Source organism: Apibacter raozihei, assembly GCF_004014855.1.
In the GTDB taxonomy this organism is placed as follows: Bacteria; Bacteroidota; Bacteroidia; order Flavobacteriales; family Weeksellaceae; genus Apibacter; species Apibacter raozihei.
Genome location: NZ_CP034930.1, coordinates 1938929 through 1958810 on the forward strand (window position 1 = coordinate 1938929; position 19882 = coordinate 1958810).

9 protein-coding genes, 2 tRNA genes and 3 rRNA genes are annotated in these 19882 nt (G+C 37.3%); 11 read left to right on the forward strand and 3 right to left on the reverse strand.

Translation table 11 applies throughout. The annotated features are described in order from the left end of the window. Positions 1-111: 111 nt before the first annotated feature. From EOV51_RS08645 to EOV51_RS08675, 7 genes are all read left to right on the forward strand, one after another. A complete protein-coding gene (locus EOV51_RS08645; RefSeq protein ID WP_128151874.1) occupies positions 112-5163 on the forward strand; it encodes a T9SS type B sorting domain-containing protein in 5052 nt (1683 codons plus the stop codon). A gap of 707 nt (positions 5164-5870) precedes the next feature. Beyond that, a 16S ribosomal RNA gene (locus EOV51_RS08650) occupies positions 5871-7391 on the forward strand. A gap of 265 nt (positions 7392-7656) precedes the next feature. Next, positions 7657-7730, forward strand: a tRNA-Ile gene (locus EOV51_RS08655). A 12-nt stretch (positions 7731-7742) separates the two neighbouring features. Beyond that, a tRNA-Ala gene (locus EOV51_RS08660) sits at positions 7743-7816 on the forward strand. A 144-nt stretch (positions 7817-7960) separates the two neighbouring features. After that, positions 7961-10787, forward strand: a 23S ribosomal RNA gene (locus EOV51_RS08665). A gap of 90 nt (positions 10788-10877) precedes the next feature. Continuing rightward, positions 10878-10986: ribosomal RNA gene (gene rrf / locus EOV51_RS08670) — 5S ribosomal RNA — on the forward strand. The 16S, 23S and 5S rRNA genes sit together here with 2 tRNA genes alongside, the layout of an rRNA operon. Positions 10987-11386: 400 nt before the next feature. After that, on the forward strand, positions 11387-12034 hold the full coding sequence (locus tag EOV51_RS08675; protein ID WP_128151876.1) for an alpha/beta hydrolase: 648 nt from the start codon (positions 11387-11389) through the stop codon (positions 12032-12034). Positions 12035-12041: 7 nt separating this feature from the next. On the opposite strand, the gene msrA is transcribed toward EOV51_RS08675, so the two are convergent. Next, positions 12042-12689, reverse strand: a complete 648-nt coding sequence (gene msrA / locus EOV51_RS08680; protein WP_128151879.1) for a peptide-methionine (S)-S-oxide reductase MsrA — start codon at positions 12687-12689, stop codon at positions 12042-12044. A gap of 237 nt (positions 12690-12926) precedes the next feature. Between msrA and EOV51_RS08685 the strand changes: the two genes are divergently transcribed. The 4 genes from EOV51_RS08685 to hflX all read left to right on the forward strand — a co-directional run bounded on the left by EOV51_RS08685 (position 12927) and on the right by hflX (position 17040). Beyond that, entirely contained in the window at positions 12927-13376 is a 450-nt protein-coding gene (locus EOV51_RS08685) for a Fur family transcriptional regulator (RefSeq protein ID WP_128153328.1), read from the forward strand. A 4-nt stretch (positions 13377-13380) separates the two neighbouring features. Then, the gene (locus EOV51_RS08690) at positions 13381-15036 is read left to right on the forward strand and encodes an LptA/OstA family protein (protein ID WP_164875270.1); all 1656 of its coding nucleotides are present in this window, start codon (positions 13381-13383) and stop codon (positions 15034-15036) included. Between the two features lie 45 nt (positions 15037-15081). Next, on the forward strand, positions 15082-15645 hold the full coding sequence (locus tag EOV51_RS08695) for a DNA-3-methyladenine glycosylase I (RefSeq protein WP_128151883.1): 564 nt from the start codon (positions 15082-15084) through the stop codon (positions 15643-15645). Between the two features lie 174 nt (positions 15646-15819). Next, positions 15820-17040 (forward strand): GTPase HflX, encoded by a 1221-nt coding sequence (gene hflX, locus EOV51_RS08700; RefSeq protein WP_128151885.1) that lies wholly within the window; start codon positions 15820-15822, stop codon positions 17038-17040. Positions 17041-17078: 38 nt separating this feature from the next. Here the strand turns inward: hflX and EOV51_RS08705 are convergent, their stop codons facing one another. Beyond that, positions 17079-17615, reverse strand: a complete 537-nt coding sequence (locus EOV51_RS08705) for a hypothetical protein (RefSeq protein ID WP_128151887.1) — start codon at positions 17613-17615, stop codon at positions 17079-17081. A gap of 60 nt (positions 17616-17675) precedes the next feature. Continuing rightward, positions 17676-19736, reverse strand: a complete 2061-nt coding sequence (locus tag EOV51_RS08710) for a hypothetical protein (protein ID WP_128151889.1) — start codon at positions 19734-19736, stop codon at positions 17676-17678. Between the last annotated feature and the right edge of the window lie 146 nt (positions 19737-19882).

Sequence of the window (19882 nt, forward strand, 5' to 3'; positions counted from 1 at the left end):
TTTTATTGAGTATTTTATGATACATTATTTATATAAATAATATATATATAAATATTTAATTCCCATTAAAATAATTGGATATATTTGTAGGCGTAAAATTAATTTACTAATATGCAGATATCATCACGTTTATTCTTTCTCATACTACTTTTAGCGCTCTTAACTTCTAAACAATTATATTCTCAAAGAGATATATCTTTAGTAAATGGAGGATTTGAAAGTCCGTCTTTCAATTCATTAGACGTTCATTTTCTACATCAGAATTCAGTTCCTGGTTGGTTGACGACAGCTGGAGATAAAATGATAGAGATATGGACATTAGGAGGTGTCTCAAGTGAAGTTGTTTATTCAGTTGAGGGAAAGCAACATGCAGAGCTTAACGCTAATATGGTTTCTACCTTATATCAGGTGTTAAATACAGAACCCGGAAAAAAAATGCGATGGTCATTATATCACAGAGGAAGAAGAGGAACTGATGAAATGGAATTGCGAATAGGAAGTTCTTTAAATTCTTATGTGATCGTGCAAGATAAAATATCAACAGGAAGATCTTGGAAATTGTATAAAGGAACTTATACAGTTCCTTTCGGACAAACCAATTCATATTTTATGTTTGCAAGTATAAGTGCTGCTGGAGGTAATCCTACTGTTGGTAATTTTTTAGATGATGTTCGTTTTTCATATACTTCGGAGTTAACATTAACAAAGAGTGCATCATCCACAGTCGTTACCAACGGAGATGTGATTACAATTACAATTGATGTGAAAAATGTAGGTGGAACTTCGACAGAACAAACATTAGTTACTGATAAAATACCAGAAGGGACAGTGTATCAGGCTGGTTCCCTAATTGTAGATGGATTGGCCCAAACAGATGCTAACGACAATGATAAAGCTTATATTACAGGAACAAACTTGAACTATAAATTAGATAAAATTGCAAAAGGAGGAAACACTGTAATTTCTTTTAAAGTCAAAATACTGAATTGCGAAAAACTGGTAACCTCTCCAGAAGCTGTGGCAACTTATTTTGATGAATTTTTTACAGATGAACAATATACAAGTAAATCTAATCAGGTAACTATTCAACCAGTAATGAAGCCTATCAGTTTAGAAATTATATATCCTTCATGTCCCAATGGTTCAGCTACATTAAATATAGGTATTCAGCCAAAAGATTATACTATAATTTGGACAATGCCTGATGGCAGTACAATGTCTGGTTCAAATAGCAGTATTATTGTTAATGAATCAGGAATTTATAAAGTATTGGTTAAGTTCCCTCAAAATTGTGAATCATCGGTGAGTAAACAGGTAACTATACAGAAAGGTTTAATAGTCAACTTAGGATCCGACCGAAGTATCTGCCAAGGAAGTACAACTACTCTGGATGCCGGCAATACAGGCAGCACCTACCTTTGGAGTACCGGAGCCACTACCCAAAGCATAGAAGTAAACCAGGCAGGAACCTACAGTGTGGTGGTAACCGATGCCAACGGCTGTCAGGGAAGCGGTTCAGTAAAAGTAACAGTTAATGCGTTACCGGTAGTCAACTTAGGAGCCGACCGAAGCATTTGCCAGGGAAGCTCTACCACTTTAGATGCCGGCAATGCAGGCAGCACCTACCTTTGGAGTACCGGTGCCACTACCCGGAGCATAGAAGTCACCCAGGCAGGAACCTACAGTGTGGTGGTAACCGATGCCAACGGCTGTCAGGGAAGCGGTTCAGTAAAAGTAACAGTTAATGCGTTACCGGTAGTCAACTTAGGAGCTGACCGAAGCATTTGCCAAGGAAGTACAACGGTATTAGATGCCGGCAATCCAGGCAGCACCTACCTTTGGAGTACCGGAGCCACTACCCAGAGCATAGAAGTTACCCAGGCAGGAACCTACAGTGTGGTGGTAACCGATACCAACGGCTGTCAGGGAAGCGGTTCAGTAAAAGTAACAGTTAATGCGTTACCGGTAGTGAACTTAGGAGCCGACCGAAGTATTTGCCAAGGAAGTACAACGGTATTAGATGCCGGCAATGCAGGCAGCACCTACCTTTGGAGTACCGGAGCCACTACCCAAAGCATAGAAGTTACCCAGGCAGGAACCTACAGTGTGGTGGTTACCGATGCCAACGGCTGTCAGGGAAAAGGTTCAATAAAAATAACAGTTAATGCGTTACCGGTAGTGAACTTAGGAGCTGACCGAAGCATTTGCCAAGGAAGTACAACGGTATTAGATGCCGGCAATACAGGCAGCACCTACCTTTGGAGTACCGGAGCCACTACCCGGAGCATAGAAGTTACCCAGGCAGGAACCTACAGTGTGGTGGTAACCGATGCCAACGGCTGTCAGGGAAGCGGTTCAGTAAAAGTAACAGTTAATGCGTTACCGGTAGTCAACTTAGGAGCCGACCGAAGCATTTGCCAGGGAAGCTCTACCACTTTAGATGCCGGCAATGCAGGCAGCACCTACCTTTGGAGTACCGGTGCCACTACCCGGAGCATAGAAGTCACCCAGGCAGGAACCTACAGTGTGGTGGTAACCGATGCCAACGGCTGTCAGGGAAGCGGTTCAGTAAAAGTAACAGTTAATGCGTTACCGGTAGTCAACTTAGGAGCTGACCGAAGCATTTGCCAAGGAAGTACAACGGTATTAGATGCCGGCAATACAGGCAGCACCTACCTTTGGAGTACCGGAGCCACTACCCAGAGCATAGAAGTTACCCAGGCAGGAACCTACAGTGTGGTGGTAACCGATACCAACGGCTGTCAGGGAAGCGGTTCAGTAAAAGTAACAGTTAATGCGTTACCGGTAGTGAACTTAGGAGCCGACCGAAGTATTTGCCAAGGAAGTACAACGGTATTAGATGCCGGCAATGCAGGCAGCACCTACCTTTGGAGTACCGGAGCCACTACCCAAAGCATAGAAGTTACCCAGGCAGGAACCTACAGTGTGGTGGTTACCGATGCCAACGGCTGTCAGGGAAAAGGTTCAATAAAAATAACAGTTAATGCGTTACCGGTAGTGAACTTAGGAGCTGACCGAAGCATTTGCCAAGGAAGTACAACGGTATTAGATGCCGGCAATACAGGCAGCACCTACCTTTGGAGTACCGGAGCCACTACCCGGAGCATAGAAGTTACCCAGGCAGGAACCTACAGTGTGGTGGTAACCGATACCAACGGCTGTCAGGGAAGCGGTTCAGTAAAAGTAACAGTTAATGCGTTACCGGTAGTGAACTTAGGAGCCGACCGAAGCATTTGCCAGGGAAATACAACGGTATTAGATGCCGGCAATCCAGGCAGCACCTACCTTTGGAGTACCGGAGCCACTACCCAAAGCATAGAAGTTACCCAGGCAGGAACCTACAGTGTGGTGGTTACCGATGCCAACGGCTGTCAGGGAAAAGGTTCAATAAAAATAACAGTTAATGCGTTACCGGTAGTGAACTTAGGAGCTGACCGAAGCATTTGCCAGGGAAGCTCTACCACTTTAGATGCCGGCAATACAGGCAGCAGCTACCTTTGGAGTACCGGAGCCACTACCCGGAGCATAGAAGTTACCCAGGCAGGAACCTACAGTGTGGTGGTAACCGATACCAACGGCTGTCAGGGAAGCGGTTCAGTAAAAGTAACAGTTAATGCGTTACCTTTAGTGAACTTAGGAGCCGACCGAAGTATCTGCCAGGGAAGCTCTACCACTTTAGATGCCGGAAATGCAGGCAGCACCTACCTTTGGAGTACCGGAGCCACTACCCGGAGCATAGAAGTTACCCAGGCAGGAACCTACAGTGTGGTGGTTACCGATGCCAACGGCTGTCAGGGAAGCGGTTCAGTAAAAGTAACAGTTAATGCGTTACCGGTAGTCAACTTAGGAGCCGACCGAAGCATTTGCCAGGGAAGCTCTACCACTTTAGATGCCGGCAATGCAGGCAGCACCTACCTTTGGATTACCGGAGCCACTACCCGGAGCATAGAAGTCACCCAGGCAGGAACCTACAGTGTGGTGGTAACCGATGCCAACGGCTGTCAGGGAAGCGATGAAATTAAAATAAGTATAAATCCACTTCCGGTAGTCAACTTAGGAGCCGACCGAAGCATTTGTCAGGGAAGCTCAACCACTTTAGATGCCGGCAATACAGGCAGCAGCTACCTTTGGAGTACCGGAGCCACTACCCAAAGCATAGAAGTTACCCAGGCAGGAACCTACAGTGTGGTAGTTACCGATGTCAACGGCTGTCAGGGAAGCGATGAAATTAAAATAAGTATAAATCCACTTCCGGTAGTCAACTTAGGAGCCGACCGAAGCATTTGTCAGGGAAGCTCAACTACTCTGGATGCCGGCAATACAGGCAGCAGCTACCTTTGGAGTACCGGAGCCACTACCCAAAGCATAGAAGTTACCCAGGCAGCAACCTACAGTGTGGTGGTAACCGATGCCAACGGCTGTCAGGGAAGCGATGAAATTAAAATTACAGTAAATCCACTTCCGGTCGTCAACTTAGGAGCCGACCGAAGCATCTGCCAGGGAAGCTCAACTACTCTGGATGCCGGCAATACAGGCAGCAGCTACCTTTGGAGTACCGGAGCCACTACCCAAAGCATAGAAGTTACCCAGGCAGGAATTTATAAGGTTACCGTTACTAATAAAAACGGTTGCTCTTCCTCTTCTTCAATTCAGATCAACTACTATGAAACTCCACAAATCAAAGAAATTAAGATTAACGGAAATGATGTAGAAGTATATGCCATAGGAAAAGCCCCATTGGAATATAGTCTGGATTTAATTAATTGGCAAAGTTCTCCGTTTTTTACAGGATTAAAGCCTAAAATATACCATGCATACGTAAGAAATGCTTTAGGTTGTATAAATGGCCCATTAGTTTTCAGTATACTGGATATCCCCAATATCATTACACCGAATGGAGATGGAATCAATGATGTCTGGCACATTAAAGGACTAGAAATATATTCAGGTAGCAGTATCACTATTTTTGACAGATACGGAAAACTTCTTTTAAAACAGAAAATTGATAAAGAATTCATCTGGGATGGCAAATATTTAGGCAGGAACCTTCCGAGTTCCAGTTACTGGTATATTTTAGATCTTACTGATGGAAGAAGACTGACCGGGTGGATTGCTATTAGAAACCATGATTCAATTAGATAATTATAGTGTGCTTTAAAAACAATAAGCAATATTTACACCCTGATATGTTATATCAGGGTATTTTTATATAATTAGGTATATATATAAAGAGTATTTAAAAAATGCGATGAGAATACTAGAGTAAGATTTGGCAGTACATATAATGTATATAATAATAAAAAAGTTTTTAAAGAAATAATTTATACTAATGATAGAAAGTAGAAACAAGAGCTATCAAGTAAAGAAACAAAGACCAAAGAAAATAGTAGAGCAGGACATCCCAATTAAAAAGGAGGGGGGAGAATTAAGTATATCATAGAATAGAAGAATAAAAATAGAGTAGGATAAGAAGTAAATAACATCGTGTTAACATTGGGAAATAGAAGAAGTGAGAGAAATGGAAAAAAAAGGTAAAAAAAAGTTAATAATTTATCTAATTGTTTAATAGCGAGTTATAGGTTTAGGGTTAAAAAAAGTCAAAAAAAAGTGCAGAAATATTTGGAGGATAAGAAAAAGTCTGTATCTTTGCACTCGCAATCCGGAATTACTGAGATAACGAAAGTAGCGAAGGGGCGCAAACAAAGAAGATCGTTGACATAAAGTTTCTTTTTTAAGAATGAAAAAAGAGACACAAGATAAAAAGACAAAACAGCAAACCTGGAATAATAACAAAGTTAATTCCATTTGAGTTTTAGGGATAACTACCATGTTAAAGAAACAAAAATTTTACAATGGAGAGTTTGATCCTGGCTCAGGATGAACGCTAGCGGGAGGCCTAACACATGCAAGCCGAGGGGTATTAAGGAGCTTGCTTCTTGAGAGACCGGCGCACGGGTGCGTAACGCGTATGTAACTTGCCTCTATCACTGGGATAGCCCGGGGAAACCCGGATTAATACCGGATATACTAAGTAGTAACCTTACTATTTATTCAAAGATTTATCGGATAGAGATAGGCATGCGTAGGATTAGTTAGTTGGTAAGGTAACGGCTTACCAAGACGATGATCCTTAGGGGGCCTGAGAGGGTGATCCCCCACACTGGAACTGAGACACGGACCAGACTCCTACGGGAGGCAGCAGTGAGGAATATTGGACAATGGGTGAGAGCCTGATCCAGCCATCCCGCGTGAAGGACGACAGCCCTATGGGTTTTAAACTTCTTTTGTATGGGGATAAACCTATCTACGTGTAGATAGCTGAAGGTACCATACGAATAAGCATCGGCTAACTCCGTGCCAGCAGCCGCGGTAATACGGAGGATGCAAGCGTTATCCGGATTTATTGGGTTTAAAGGGTCCGTAGGCGGATTTGTAAGTCAGCGGTGAAATCCTACAGCTTAACTGTAGAACTGCCGTTGATACTGCAAGTCTTGAATAGTATTGAAGTAGCCGGAATGTGTAGTGTAGCGGTGAAATGCATAGATATTACACAGAACACCAATTGCGAAGGCAGGTTACTAAATACCGATTGACGCTGATGGACGAAAGCGTGGGGAGCGAACAGGATTAGATACCCTGGTAGTCCACGCCGTAAACGATGGATACTCGCTGTTGGGCTTTAGGGCTCAGCGGCTAAGCGAAAGTAATAAGTATCCCACCTGGGGAGTACGACCGCAAGGTTGAAACTCAAAGGAATTGACGGGGGCCCGCACAAGCGGTGGAGCATGTGGTTTAATTCGATGATACGCGAGGAACCTTACCAGGGCTTAAATGGGAATTGACGTACCTAGAAATAGGTATTTCTTCGGACAATTTTCAAGGTGCTGCATGGTTGTCGTCAGCTCGTGCCGTGAGGTGTCAGGTTAAGTCCTATAACGAGCGCAACCCCTGCCATTAGTTGCCAGCGATTCAAGTCGGGAACTCTAATGGGACTGCCGGTGCAAACCGCGAGGAAGGTGGGGATGACGTCAAATCATCACGGCCCTTACGCCCTGGGCCACACACGTGCTACAATGGCCGGTACAGAGGGCAGCTACACAGCGATGTGATGCGAATCTCTAAAGCCGGTCTCAGTTCGGATTGGAGTCTGCAACTCGACTCTATGAAGCTGGAATCGCTAGTAATCGCATATCAGCCATGATGCGGTGAATACGTTCCCGGGCCTTGTACACACCGCCCGTCAAGCCATGGAAGCTGGGGGTGCCTGAAGTCGGTGACCGTAAAAGGAGCTGCCTAGGGTAAAACTAGTGACTGGGGCTAAGTCGTAACAAGGTAGCCGTACCGGAAGGTGCGGCTGGAACATCTCTTTTTTAGAGTACAGGAGTTATCACAAGATAACCCAAATGGAATTATTTTATTCCAGGAGTTTGTCTGTTTATTATTTAAGCTATAAATAATTATAATGATTAATATATAGTAATAAACAATAAGATTAAAAAATATCAAGTGTCACATGAAAGCAAAGAAAAATAAAAAAAGAAACACACAATATAATAACACACCCCTGGAACCATCTACGAGCACAGGAAAGACAGAAAGAGCTTAAAGTAAGTACAGGAAAGACCAAACAGACAGAGTCTCATAGCTCAGCCGGTTAGAGCGCTACACTGATAATGTAGAGGTCGGCAGTTCGAGTCTGCCTGAGACTACAAGATGACCAAGGGGAATTAGCTCAGTTGGCTAGAGCGCCTGCCTTGCACGCAGGAGGTCAAGGGTTCGACTCCCTTATTCTCCACAAGTATTAATAAAAATAACGAAAAAGCGTTATTTTTATAAAAGATACAAGATTATAACAAGTGTTGTTATACAGATCATTGACATTACTGGGATTTTATATAAAGAAATTAAACCGAGCAGCCGTCCTGAAAGGCGGCTAAGGAAAGAAATCGTTAAGAGCGTACGGCGGATGCCTAGGCTTTGAGAGGCGAAGAAAGACGTGGTAAGCTGCGAAAAGCTGCGGGGATTGGCACACACGAAGTGATCCGCAGATGTCTGAATGGGGCAACCCACTGTACCTAAGTACAGTATCCCGCAAGGGAGGCGAACCTTCTGAACTGAAACATCTAAGTAGGAAGAGGAAAAGAAATCAACCGAGATTCCGAGAGTAGTGGCGAGCGAAATCGGAATAGCCCAAAAGTTTATCTATGCGTAACAGAATACTTTGGAAAAAGTAACCAGAGAAGGTGAAAGTCCTGTAAGTGAAATTCATAAATAAATGACAATGAGTAGGGCGGGACACGTGAAATCCTGTCTGAATATGGGGGGACCATCCTCCAAGGCTAAATACTCCTCAAAGACCGATAGCGAACTAGTACCGTGAGGGAAAGGTGAAAAGCATTTCGATAAGAAAGATGAAATAGATCCTGAAACCGTACGCTTACAAGCGGTCGGAGCATCGTAAGATGTGACGGCGTGCCTTTTGCATAATGAGCCTACGAGTTAATTTCACTAGCGAGGTTAAGTAGTTCAGCTACGGAGCCGCAGCGAAAGCGAGTCTGAATAGGGCGTTATAGTTAGTGGGATTAGACGCGAAACCTTGTGATCTATCCATGGGCAGGTTGAAGCTTTGGTAACACAAAGTGGAGGACCGAACCGGTTGACGTTGAAAAGTCTTCGGATGACCTGTGGTTAGGGGTGAAAGGCTAATCAAACTGGGAGATAGCTCGTACTCCCCGAAATGCATTTAGGTGCAGCGTTAAGACAAGTATAATAGAGGTAGAGCTACTGATTGGATGCGGGGGTTTCACCGCCTACCAAATCCTGACAAACTCCGAATGCTATTATATGTTTCTTAGCAGTGAGGGCATGGGTGCTAAGGTCCATGTCCGAGAGGGAAACAACCCAGAGCAGCAGCTAAGGTCCCGAAATGTATACTGAGTTGAAAAAACGAGGTCGGACTGCCCAGACAGCTAGGATGTTGGCTTGGAAGCAGCCACTCATTTAAAGAGTGCGTAACAGCTCACTAGTCGAGCGGTCCGGCATGGATAATACTCGGGCATAAGTATACTACCGAAGCTCTGCGAAATAATATATTTCGGTAGGGGAGCATTCTGTTGGCGTCGAAGGTGTGAGGTGACTCATGCTGGAGCAGACAGAAAAGAAAATGTAGGCATAAGTAACGATAATGGGGGTGAGAAACCCCCACGCCGTAAATCCAAGGTTTCCTCAGCTATGCTAATCAGCTGAGGGTTAGTCGGGTCCTAAGGCTAATCCGAAAGGAGATGTCGATGGCCAATCGGTTAATATTCCGATACCCGCTGTAAATTCGAAGGAGGGACAGAGTAATGAAACTACCGCGTACTGACGGAATAGTACGTTAAAGCGTGTAGGTATATCTTTGATAGTTAAATGCGTCAAGGATGCCGAATGTGATAGTACCAGGAAGCTTCGGCCGAATGGATAGTGTAGGTAAGAGCTCTCAAGAAAAACTTCTAAGGCTAGTTTACAGTGGCCCGTACCAAAACCGACACAGGTGGATGAGGAGAGTATCCTAAGGCGCTCGAGTGAATCATGGTTAAGGAACTAGGCAAAATAGACCTGTAACTTCGGGAGAAAGGTCGCTCCCCGTAAAACGGGAGCCGCAGTGAAAAGGCCCAGGCGACTGTTTATCAAAAACACAGGACTCTGCAAAATCGAAAGATGACGTATAGGGTCTGACACCTGCCCGGTGCTGGAAGGTTAAGGAAGGATGTTCGGAGCAATCCAAAGCATTTGACTGAAGCCCCAGTAAACGGCGGCCGTAACTATAACGGTCCTAAGGTAGCGAAATTCCTTGTCGGGTAAGTTCCGACCTGCACGAATGGTGTAACGATCTGGGCACTGTCTCAACCATGAGCTCGGTGAAATTGTAGTATCGGTGAAGATGCCGATTACCCGCAATGGGACGAAAAGACCCTGTGAACCTTTACTATAGCTTCGTATTGACTTCGGGTAAATGATGTGTAGGATAGGTGGGAAACTATGAAGCGGCTTCGCTAGGAGTCGTGGAGTTGACGTTGAAATACCACCCTTTATTTATCTGGAGCCTAACTTCTGCAAAAGAAGGACATTGCGTGGCGGGTAGTTTGACTGGGGTGGTCGCCTCCAAAAGAGTAACGGAGGCTTTCAAAGGTACCCTCAGCACGCTTGGCAACCGTGCGTAGAGTGTAATGGCATAAGGGTGCTTGACTGTGAGGCCAACAAGCCGAACAGGTGCGAAAGCAGGACATAGTGATCCGGTGGTTCCGCATGGAAGGGCCATCGCTCATAGGATAAAAGGTACTCCGGGGATAACAGGCTAGTCTCCCCCAAGAGCTCACATCGACGGGGAGGTTCGGCACCTCGATGTCGGCTCGTCACATCCTGGGGCTGGAGAAGGTCCCAAGGGTTGGGCTGTTCGCCCATTAAAGTGGCACGCGAGCTGGGTTCAGAACGTCGTGAGACAGTTCGGTCTCTATCTATTGCGGGCGTTAGAATTTTGAGCGGAGTTGACTCTAGTACGAGAGGACCGAGTTGAACAAACCTCTGGTGTATCAGTTGTGCCGCCAGGTGCACCGCTGAGTAGCTAAGTTTGGATGAGATAAGCACTGAAAGCATATAAGTGCGAAACTCGCCGCAAGATGAGAGTTCTTTTAAGGGTCGTGGGAGATCACCACGTTGATAGGCTGTAGGTGTAAGGGCAGCGATGTCCCAGCCGAGCAGTACTAATTACCCGTAGGTTTCGTCCAATAGTATTAAAACAAACATACAGAAAAACAAGCCGTTTTTCAGGAAGCTGGAAGGTTCAATTTATTTATATAAAATCCCATTAAGATATTTTAGGCGGTTATAGCGTCAGGGCCCACCTGTTCCCATTCCGAACACAGAAGTTAAGCCTGACTGCGCCGATGGTACTGCTACTTGCGGGAGAGTAGGACGCCGCCGGATTTTTAAACATGAAAACCCTTAATCAGAAATGATTAAGGGTTTTTTTATTTAATTTATCTTTTTTAATTCTATTTCTACTACTCAATAAAAACCATTATAGTTATATCTATAACCAATTCTATACCTAGCTCTATCGCTCTGATTGTTTTTGATTAATTCAATTTTTTTTATATTCTCTCTTTAAAACTCAATATTACTGTTTTTATATTCACATCAAAATAGGATTTATTATATTTGTTTATAAAAAAAATATAATGGAGCAGGTTATTAATTATCAAATAAATAATAAAAATAGATTAAATCCCATAATGTGTTATATTTTATTTTATTAAATTTTTATTGCTCACCAACACTGACATATGTGTATCTCTGGTTTTTAATTCAAAATTAATTTTTTAATATGACAATATATTTATTTAGTGGTTTAGGTGCAGATTATCGAGTATTTTCTCAATTAGATTTATCTGTTTTAAGTGATAAAATTATCCATATAAATTGGATTCATCCATTATACAAAGAAAAAATAAGTGATTATGCTTTACGAATTATACAATCACAAATAACAGATAATTCATGTATATTTATAGGTGTTTCTTTTGGAGGTATAATGGCAATTGAAGTAGCCAAACATAAAAAACCTTTAAAGATTATTTTACTATCAACCATAAAAACTAAAAATGAATTACCTTTTTACTACAGGTGGTTTGGTAAATTAAAAATACAAAATTTAATACCTGATATGTATTTTCTTAAAGCTCATTCTTTATTGTTTTACTTTTTTGGAATAACTGAGAAGAAAGATAAAATTATAATGTCTCAGATATTAAATGATACAGATATAAAATTTACCCGTTGGGCAATTGATCAGGTTATTGGATGGGACAATAAAAAAATTCCTGATAATTTAGTTCATATACATGGTTCTAAAGATAAAATTTTCCCTGCAAGATATATTAAAGTTGACCATATGATTACTAATCAAGGGCATTTTATGATACTCTCTGATAGTACTTCAATACAAAATATATTAATTCAAACTATAAATTAATTTTAAATTATTTATCTTGAAATTCAGGCTTAAGTTTATAGTAAAATTTAGATTTAAATTTTTGAATTTTTGGAGATATTACCGATTTGCAGTAGGGTAAAAATTGATTTTGTTTAAAGTATTGCTGGTGATAATCTTCAGCCGGATAAAAATTAGCAAAAGGGCTTATTTGAGTTACATATTTACCAGACCACAAATCCGTTTTTTCTGATTTTTTAAGTGATTCTTGTGCTAGTATTTTTTGTTCTTCAGATCTGAAAAATATAACGGATCTGTATTGAGTTCCTACATCTTCAAACTGTTTATTTAATTGAGTAGGGTCATGTAAAAACCAAAAAACGTCCAATATTTCTAAAAAAGAAATTTCTTCTGGATCATATTCAATTTGTACTACTTCAGCGTGGCCGGTTGTTCCACTGGATACCTCTTGATAAGTAGGATATTCATTGTTTCCTCCAGAATATCCGGATGTTACTTTATAAACCCCTTTTAACATTTCAAAGCACGGACTTAAACACCAGAAACATCCACCACCTAAGGTGGTTTTCTCCAGTTTTTTTCCACTGTTTTCTGAGTTTTTATCTTGTGGTTGATTAGTTTGGCAACTAACGAAAAACAAGAATATAACAAAGAAAAATTTAATAAACTTTTTCATCTCGGAATGCATTATTTAAGAGCATTTATAGGACAACTTACTCTAGATTAATAATTATGCTCATAGGTTTAATCAAAAATTATACTAAAAATGATTTTTTAAGTTTTTTTTTTAATTTATTACTATTTTTTTTAATTAACTATAATAATAATCTATAAAAGTATTTATTAAATGGTATTGTATACAAATATTCATATTTTATTTATTGCTATATTTGCAGTAATAACCAGTTTAGTTATGAATACAGAAACTATCAATAAAAATATACAGACAGTCAAAGAAGTTTTTCGTAAATATTTGGAAGACAAAGGTCATAGAAAAACTCCTGAAAGATTTGCAATAGTTGAAGAAATATATTCAACAGATGAGCATTTTAATATAGATTGGTTGTATATGAGAATGAAAGAAAAAAATTATCGTGTAAGTAGAGCTACAATTTATAATACTATAGAAATTCTTCTTGATGCCAAGCTTGTTAAAAAACATCAGTTTGGTGATGGATTGCAAGCTTTGTATGAGAAATCTTATTTTGCCAAACAACATGATCATATTCTGATGTTAGATTCCGGTGAAGTTATAGAGTTTTGTGATCCTAGAATACAAACGATTAAAGATTCTTTAGAAGAAATATTTGGAATTGATATAGAAAGTCACTCGTTGTATTTTTATGCAAAAAAGAAAGCTTAAATTAATGAGAGTTATATTTCTCTTTTTTTTATTTATACATAGCTCTTTGCTAATTTCTCAGGTAAAATTACCAGTTAGTAAAAAAAATTCTAAAGCTGAAAAAATTCGTTTGGTTAATGCTGATTTGGAAGAAGTTAATGAAAAGGTTTTTAACGGAAATATGATATATTCCGGAAATGTTGTTGCAGAGCATGAAACTTCAAAATTAAAAGCAGATTCTGTTATTTATTTTCAGGATAAAGAGACAATAGAGGCAAGAGGAAATATACATTTTGTTGATAAGGGATCTTCATTAGTATGTGAGAGATTAACTTATGATGCTACGACTCGATTGGTAACAGCTTACGATAATGTCAAATTAGTAACTCCTGATCAAACGGTTGAAACGGATAAAATGTTTTATGATGCAAACGCAGATATTGCTTATTTTGATAACTGGGGAACTATTTATAAAGGAAAAGATGTTACCAGAACTAAAGTGGGAATATACTACGTTAAACAAAATAGGATAGAATTAGGTGAAAGCTCCATACTGGAATCTCCTGATTACAGAATTGAAGGTTCATCAATTAAATATGATTCTAATACGGGGCTTGCTGTCTTTGATCAATTTACTCGTATTAATAATAAAAAAGATTTTTCCGTTTACGTGACAGGTAGCAATGGAACGTATAATACCAAAACAAAGGAATCATTTTTAAAGAAAGACGGGAGAGTTAATTATCAGGGTAAAGTTTTAACTGGTGATGAGTTATATTTTAATGAGATAACGGGATTTGGTAAAGGAATTAAAAATGTTAAAATTGAAGAACCTAAAGAAAAACGTTTTATAATAGGAAATTACGGAGAAGTATACCAGTTTAAAGATTCAGCTATAATTACCGGCAGACCTTACATGGTCAAAGCATTTACCAATGATTCCCTTTATTTGCATTCAGATACTTTAATAGCTACACAGGATATCAATAAAAAATCCATAATCAGAGGATATCATAATGGACGAATCTTTAAATCTAACCTTTCAGGTAAAAGTGATTCATTAGTGTATCATGAGTCTATAGGTAGGATAGATTTTTATAAAAAACCTATTTTTTGGTCTTCAGGTGGTCGACAATTAGTAGCAGATACCTTATCCGCATATATGAATATTAAAACCCAGGCAATTGATTCTATTTATGGTAGAAATCATGCATTTGTAATTAGCAAAGTAGACTCACTTTCGCCTAAGTTTGAATTTAATCAGGCAAAAGGAAGGATGTTACATGCCTACTTTGAAAATGAAGAATTGCATTTTGTTGATTTGCAAGGAAATGCTGAATCAATAACCTACGTTGAGGAGGAAAACTCAAAAACCCATGAAAAGGTAAGGACAGGAATTTCACGCTCCATATGTGGAATATTGCAAGGTGAATTTATAAATAGAAAAATGGATATCGTTTCTTGTCAGATTAATGCCGAATCAAAAATTTATCCGGAAAGTAAAGTACCTAAACGGCAAAGGTATTTAGAGGAATTTGACTGGAGGGAAGAAGAACAGTTACATAAATGGCAGGATATTTTTCCAGACGTATTAATTTATGATAAGAATAAACCTAAAAAAACAATTGAAGAAATATTAACAGAAAAAGAACAGGAGTCAGAAACAAAAGTAAATAAATAAATACAATTTTGTAAATTGTAACCAGGCAAAAAATAACTAATAAAGATGAAACAAAGATGTGCTTGGGTAGGTTCAGATGAAATCTATAAAAATTACCATGATTATGAATGGGGGGTTCCGGTTCATGATGATAAATTAATGTTTGAATTTCTTATACTTGAAGGATTCCAGGCTGGTTTAAGCTGGATAACCATATTGAAAAAAAGAGAAAACTTTCGTAAAGCTTTTGATGGATTTAACTTTAATCTAATTGCTGAATATACACAGGAAAAGCTTGATTTACTTATGCAAGATGAGGGAATCATACGTAATCGGCTAAAAATAAATTCTACTGTTATCAATGCTCAGAAATATTTAAAAGTACAAGAAGAATTTGGAACATTTTGCAATTATATTTGGGGTTTTGTAGGTCACAAACCAATTATTAACCATTGGAAAAATAGTTGCGATGTGCCAGCATCCACTGAATTATCGGATAAAATATCTAAAGATTTAAAAAAACGTGGATTTAAATTTGTCGGAAGTACCATTATATATGCACATATGCAGGCAGTTGGAATAGTTATGGATCATACAACAGATTGTTGTTGTTATCCAAAGGCTTTGTAATATTTATATATATTTTAGCTAATATTTTTATTGCATAGTTTTTGAAATTGTTTAATCAAACCTTATAAAATGTAAAATAAAACTTTCACACGTTTAATTAATGATTTATTTAAGATAGAATAAATTTTAATAAATTGACTGCATTAAAAAAATAAAAAAAGTAGAAAAACATTTATGTTAGAAAAAAAAGAAAACGTTTATGAAAAAGCTATTCTTGTTGGTTTAATAACTCCTAGTCAGGACGAAGAAAAACTTTCAGAATATATGGATGAACTTGAATTTTTAGCGAATACAGCAGGGGCTGAAGTTTTTAAAAGATTTACACAAAAATTAGATAAACCCAATCCGCGTACATTCGTTGGAACAGGAAAGCTTGAAGAAATACAGCAATTTGTTTCTGAAAACGAAATAGATACAATTATTTTTGATGATGAATTATCACCTTCACAATTAAAAAATCTGGAAAAAGAATTAGATAAAAAAATTATTGATAGAACTAATCTAATTTTGGATATTTTTGCTCAGAGAGCTCAGACGTCTTACGCCAGAACTCAGGTTGAGCTGGCCCAATACGAATATTTACTTCCTCGTTTGACCAGAATGTGGACACACTTGGAAAGACAGAAAGGAGGTATTGGAATGAGAGGTCCAGGAGAAACGGAAATAGAGACAGACCGTAGAATTATCAGAGATAGGATATCTTTACTCAAGGAAAAGCTTAAGGCTATTGATAAGCAAATGGCTACACAGAGAAATAACAGAGGAAAGCTGGTACGAGTAGCATTAGTTGGATATACCAATGTTGGTAAATCAACAATTATGAATGTACTGAGTAAGTCAGAAGTTTTTGCGGAAAATAAACTTTTTGCGACTTTGGATACAACCGTGAGAAAGGTAGTAATTGGCAATCTGCCATTTTTGTTGACAGACACCGTAGGATTTATTAGAAAATTGCCGACTCAGTTAGTTGAGTCTTTTAAATCAACTCTGGATGAAGTCAGAGAAGCGGATTTACTTGTTCATGTAGTGGACATATCCCACGGTAGTTTTGAAGATCATATCAATTCAGTTAATATAATTTTAGCGGAAATTGAATGTGCGGATAAACCAACCATTATGTTATTTAATAAAATAGATAATTTCACTTATGAAAAGAAAGATGAAGATGATTTAACTCCTGTAACCAGAAGAAATTATTCTTTACAAGACTGGAAAAAAACATGGATGGCTAAATCACAATATCCTACAGTTTTCATTTCAGCTTTAACTAAAGAGAATTATGAAGATATGAAAAAGCTTATTTATGAAAAGGTTAAAGAAATTCATACTAAGCGATTCCCATATAATGATTTCTTATTTGAATATTATGATAATGAAGGGAAAGAAGTGAATTAAAATAAAAAAAGAGATTGATTTTCAATCTCTTTTTTTATTTATTTTGCCCGGTTACAGTAAATTCGCCAATTAATTAACATAGCTGTAGGAAAACTTTTCCTGATTCTTTTCAAATCAGCCTGACCAGATTCCTTTTTAAAATAATCACCTGCTAAGAGTCTCCAGTCTGGACGAAGATAACTTTTTTCAACGCGCAATTCAGGAAATTCATTTCTAAACTTAGACATTAAATCATTAAAATCCTGTTCGGTCTTAGCTTCTCCTACTTTTATCATAAATCCCGGTATATCGTTTCTCTTTCCACAAACACTTTTAGGAGTAGTCGGTCTGGTAGGAGTTTTTTTACCGGTTCCTGTTCCTGCATTAGAGTTATTGGAAGAATCGGAATCTGAAGAATGAGCCATTGAGGCTAAATTTTTACAGATTTGGCCGTCATCAATCATTTTTAAAATATCTTGTTCCCCACTTATAGAAAGTCTTCCTCCTGTAGCAGAATCAATTTTAATTATAGTTTCCTGAGCATTACAAAAATAAACACAGGCAAAGAATAATGTTAAAAAGAAAATTTTTTTCATGATTATTTATAATAATGCAAAAATAATGTTTTCTATCTAATTATTATATTAAAGGAGTATTTATTTAAATAAGTTAAAAGTTAATTTCATGTATAAGTTATTACTAAACTCTTTTTCACTATAAGCACCTAGTCTGTAATAAAATCCTAATCCAAAATTAGAAATTAATCGATTTACTTCAATTCCTGATTCGTGATAATAATTATCAGGAACACGTAAATATGTAAATGCATGAATATCTTTATGTTCTAATCTTCCCAAAAGCGCATTATAAACAATAGCAATAGATATTTTTTTTGTTTCCCAAAGTTTTATATCAGGAAAAGTATGCGTTAAAAAAACTGTAAAATACTGAGTTGCAAAAAAATTATCGGCAGGTAAAGTTTCAAGAGAACGTACTCCTTTCGCTGAAAATCTATCAAATATATTTTTACCCGATTTTGCATTTCCAAAACTTCCGTAAGAGTTCCAAAGTGTTGTTTCACCTTTGATTATTCCACCATTAATAAATATATTACTTAATCCCCATTTATTTTTAAAAGATATATCAGTTGAAAAATCTAATTTATGATAATCAAAATCAGAATTTATGATTTTCCAGGTTTTAGAATAAGTCAGGTAAAAATATATAGGCTTATCATCTAGTACTTTTTTTCCTTCAGGTGTTTGCATATAAGTAGCAAAAGGTGCATATTTAATATTTAATGAAGTAGATAATTGGTTAAACCAATGGGTACTTTTATATGTTTTATAATTATAATTAAATTCGCTTTTTTGTAATTGATAATTAATATTTATGGAAGTGGTAAAGTGTTTTAGTATGTCTTGTTCATAAGAAATTTCTGCTTTTCTATAATCATAAAATACTGGATTTTGTAAAAAGTTTAATTGATCTTTAATCTGATTCATCGACCGTGGATATCTTAAAATATTTTTGGAAAAGGGATTTACATCTGATGCTAATTTAAATTTTAATTTTCCATCATATTGCTTGTTAATAAAGAAAGTAATTCCAGCACCTCCTTTAAGATTATTATTTTTAGTTCCCAAAGCTGTATAACCGTATAAACTGTAATTTTTATTAAAATTATAATTGGTTCTTCCACCTAATTGAAACCTGAAACCTTCAAAATCATTATAGGATAAGGCATTTTCAATATCCAAATTAATTTTACCCAAGGAAAATTCTCCTTTTTTCAAAGTGTTCATCATTTTCATATTTTTTTCAATTGGAAAAATATCAAAAAGTGAATGTGTTGAGCTATAGGTATTACTTTCTCTTTTAGTAAGAGAATCTTTTCTATAAATTGAAATTTTACTTTCTGTATCTTGATCAAAATTCTTGTCAAGTTCATATGAATACCCGCTAAAATCTTTTTTTGTAAATTTATTTTTATCAGTAAAATCATGTACAGTTGATTCAACAACTATCCAGGGAGTAATGATTATTTTTTGATTTATACCTTTCATAAATTTAGACAGATCAAAAGAATACAGCTTAAATTTATTAATTTTATTTTTCAGATACCAGACGCTTTGATAATTTTCCCATGTATAATCAAAATATCTTGTAAACTCATCTGAATATTCAATTCCTGAATAATGAACAAGAGCATAACTAGATTTATCAATAAATAATTTACCTCTGCTTCCATTAATTAGAAGCTTTTTTTTAGAATTAAAAGAAATCACGTAGGTATCTCTGTTGTTTAACAACAAACTATCAGTGAGATAAAAATTATATAAATAAAAATTTTTTGTCAATACATCTGGATAATTTTCTTGATTAATTATTTGTTCTGGTATATCATAAAATGGCTCTTTAAATCCAGATAATTTATTAGCAATTATATTACTTTTCTTTCCGTATTTTTTATCAAATTTATGTTCTGAAATTCTTTCACCTAGAATATATAATTCATCAAATTTAGGATCGGGTAAAGAAATTGAATCTATATGTGAAGAAAAATTATAATTAAATTCATCAATATAAAACTTATCATAGGCAAAATATTGATAGGAACTCAAATAATCCGTAGAATTTAGTTTGTGTTGATCACGGGTTTTTTCCAAAAGCTTATATACGTTGATTTGAGCTTCAAGAAAAGAAAAATTACTCATTAAAATTACAAAAAACAATAACTTAAAAAGCAGTAATTTACAGATATACATTTTACCAATATTAGTTAGGCAAATATATAAAATTACTAATAACGGTAATTTTTCATAATGTAGGGAACTTTTTAGTAATTTTGAAAGACTAATTA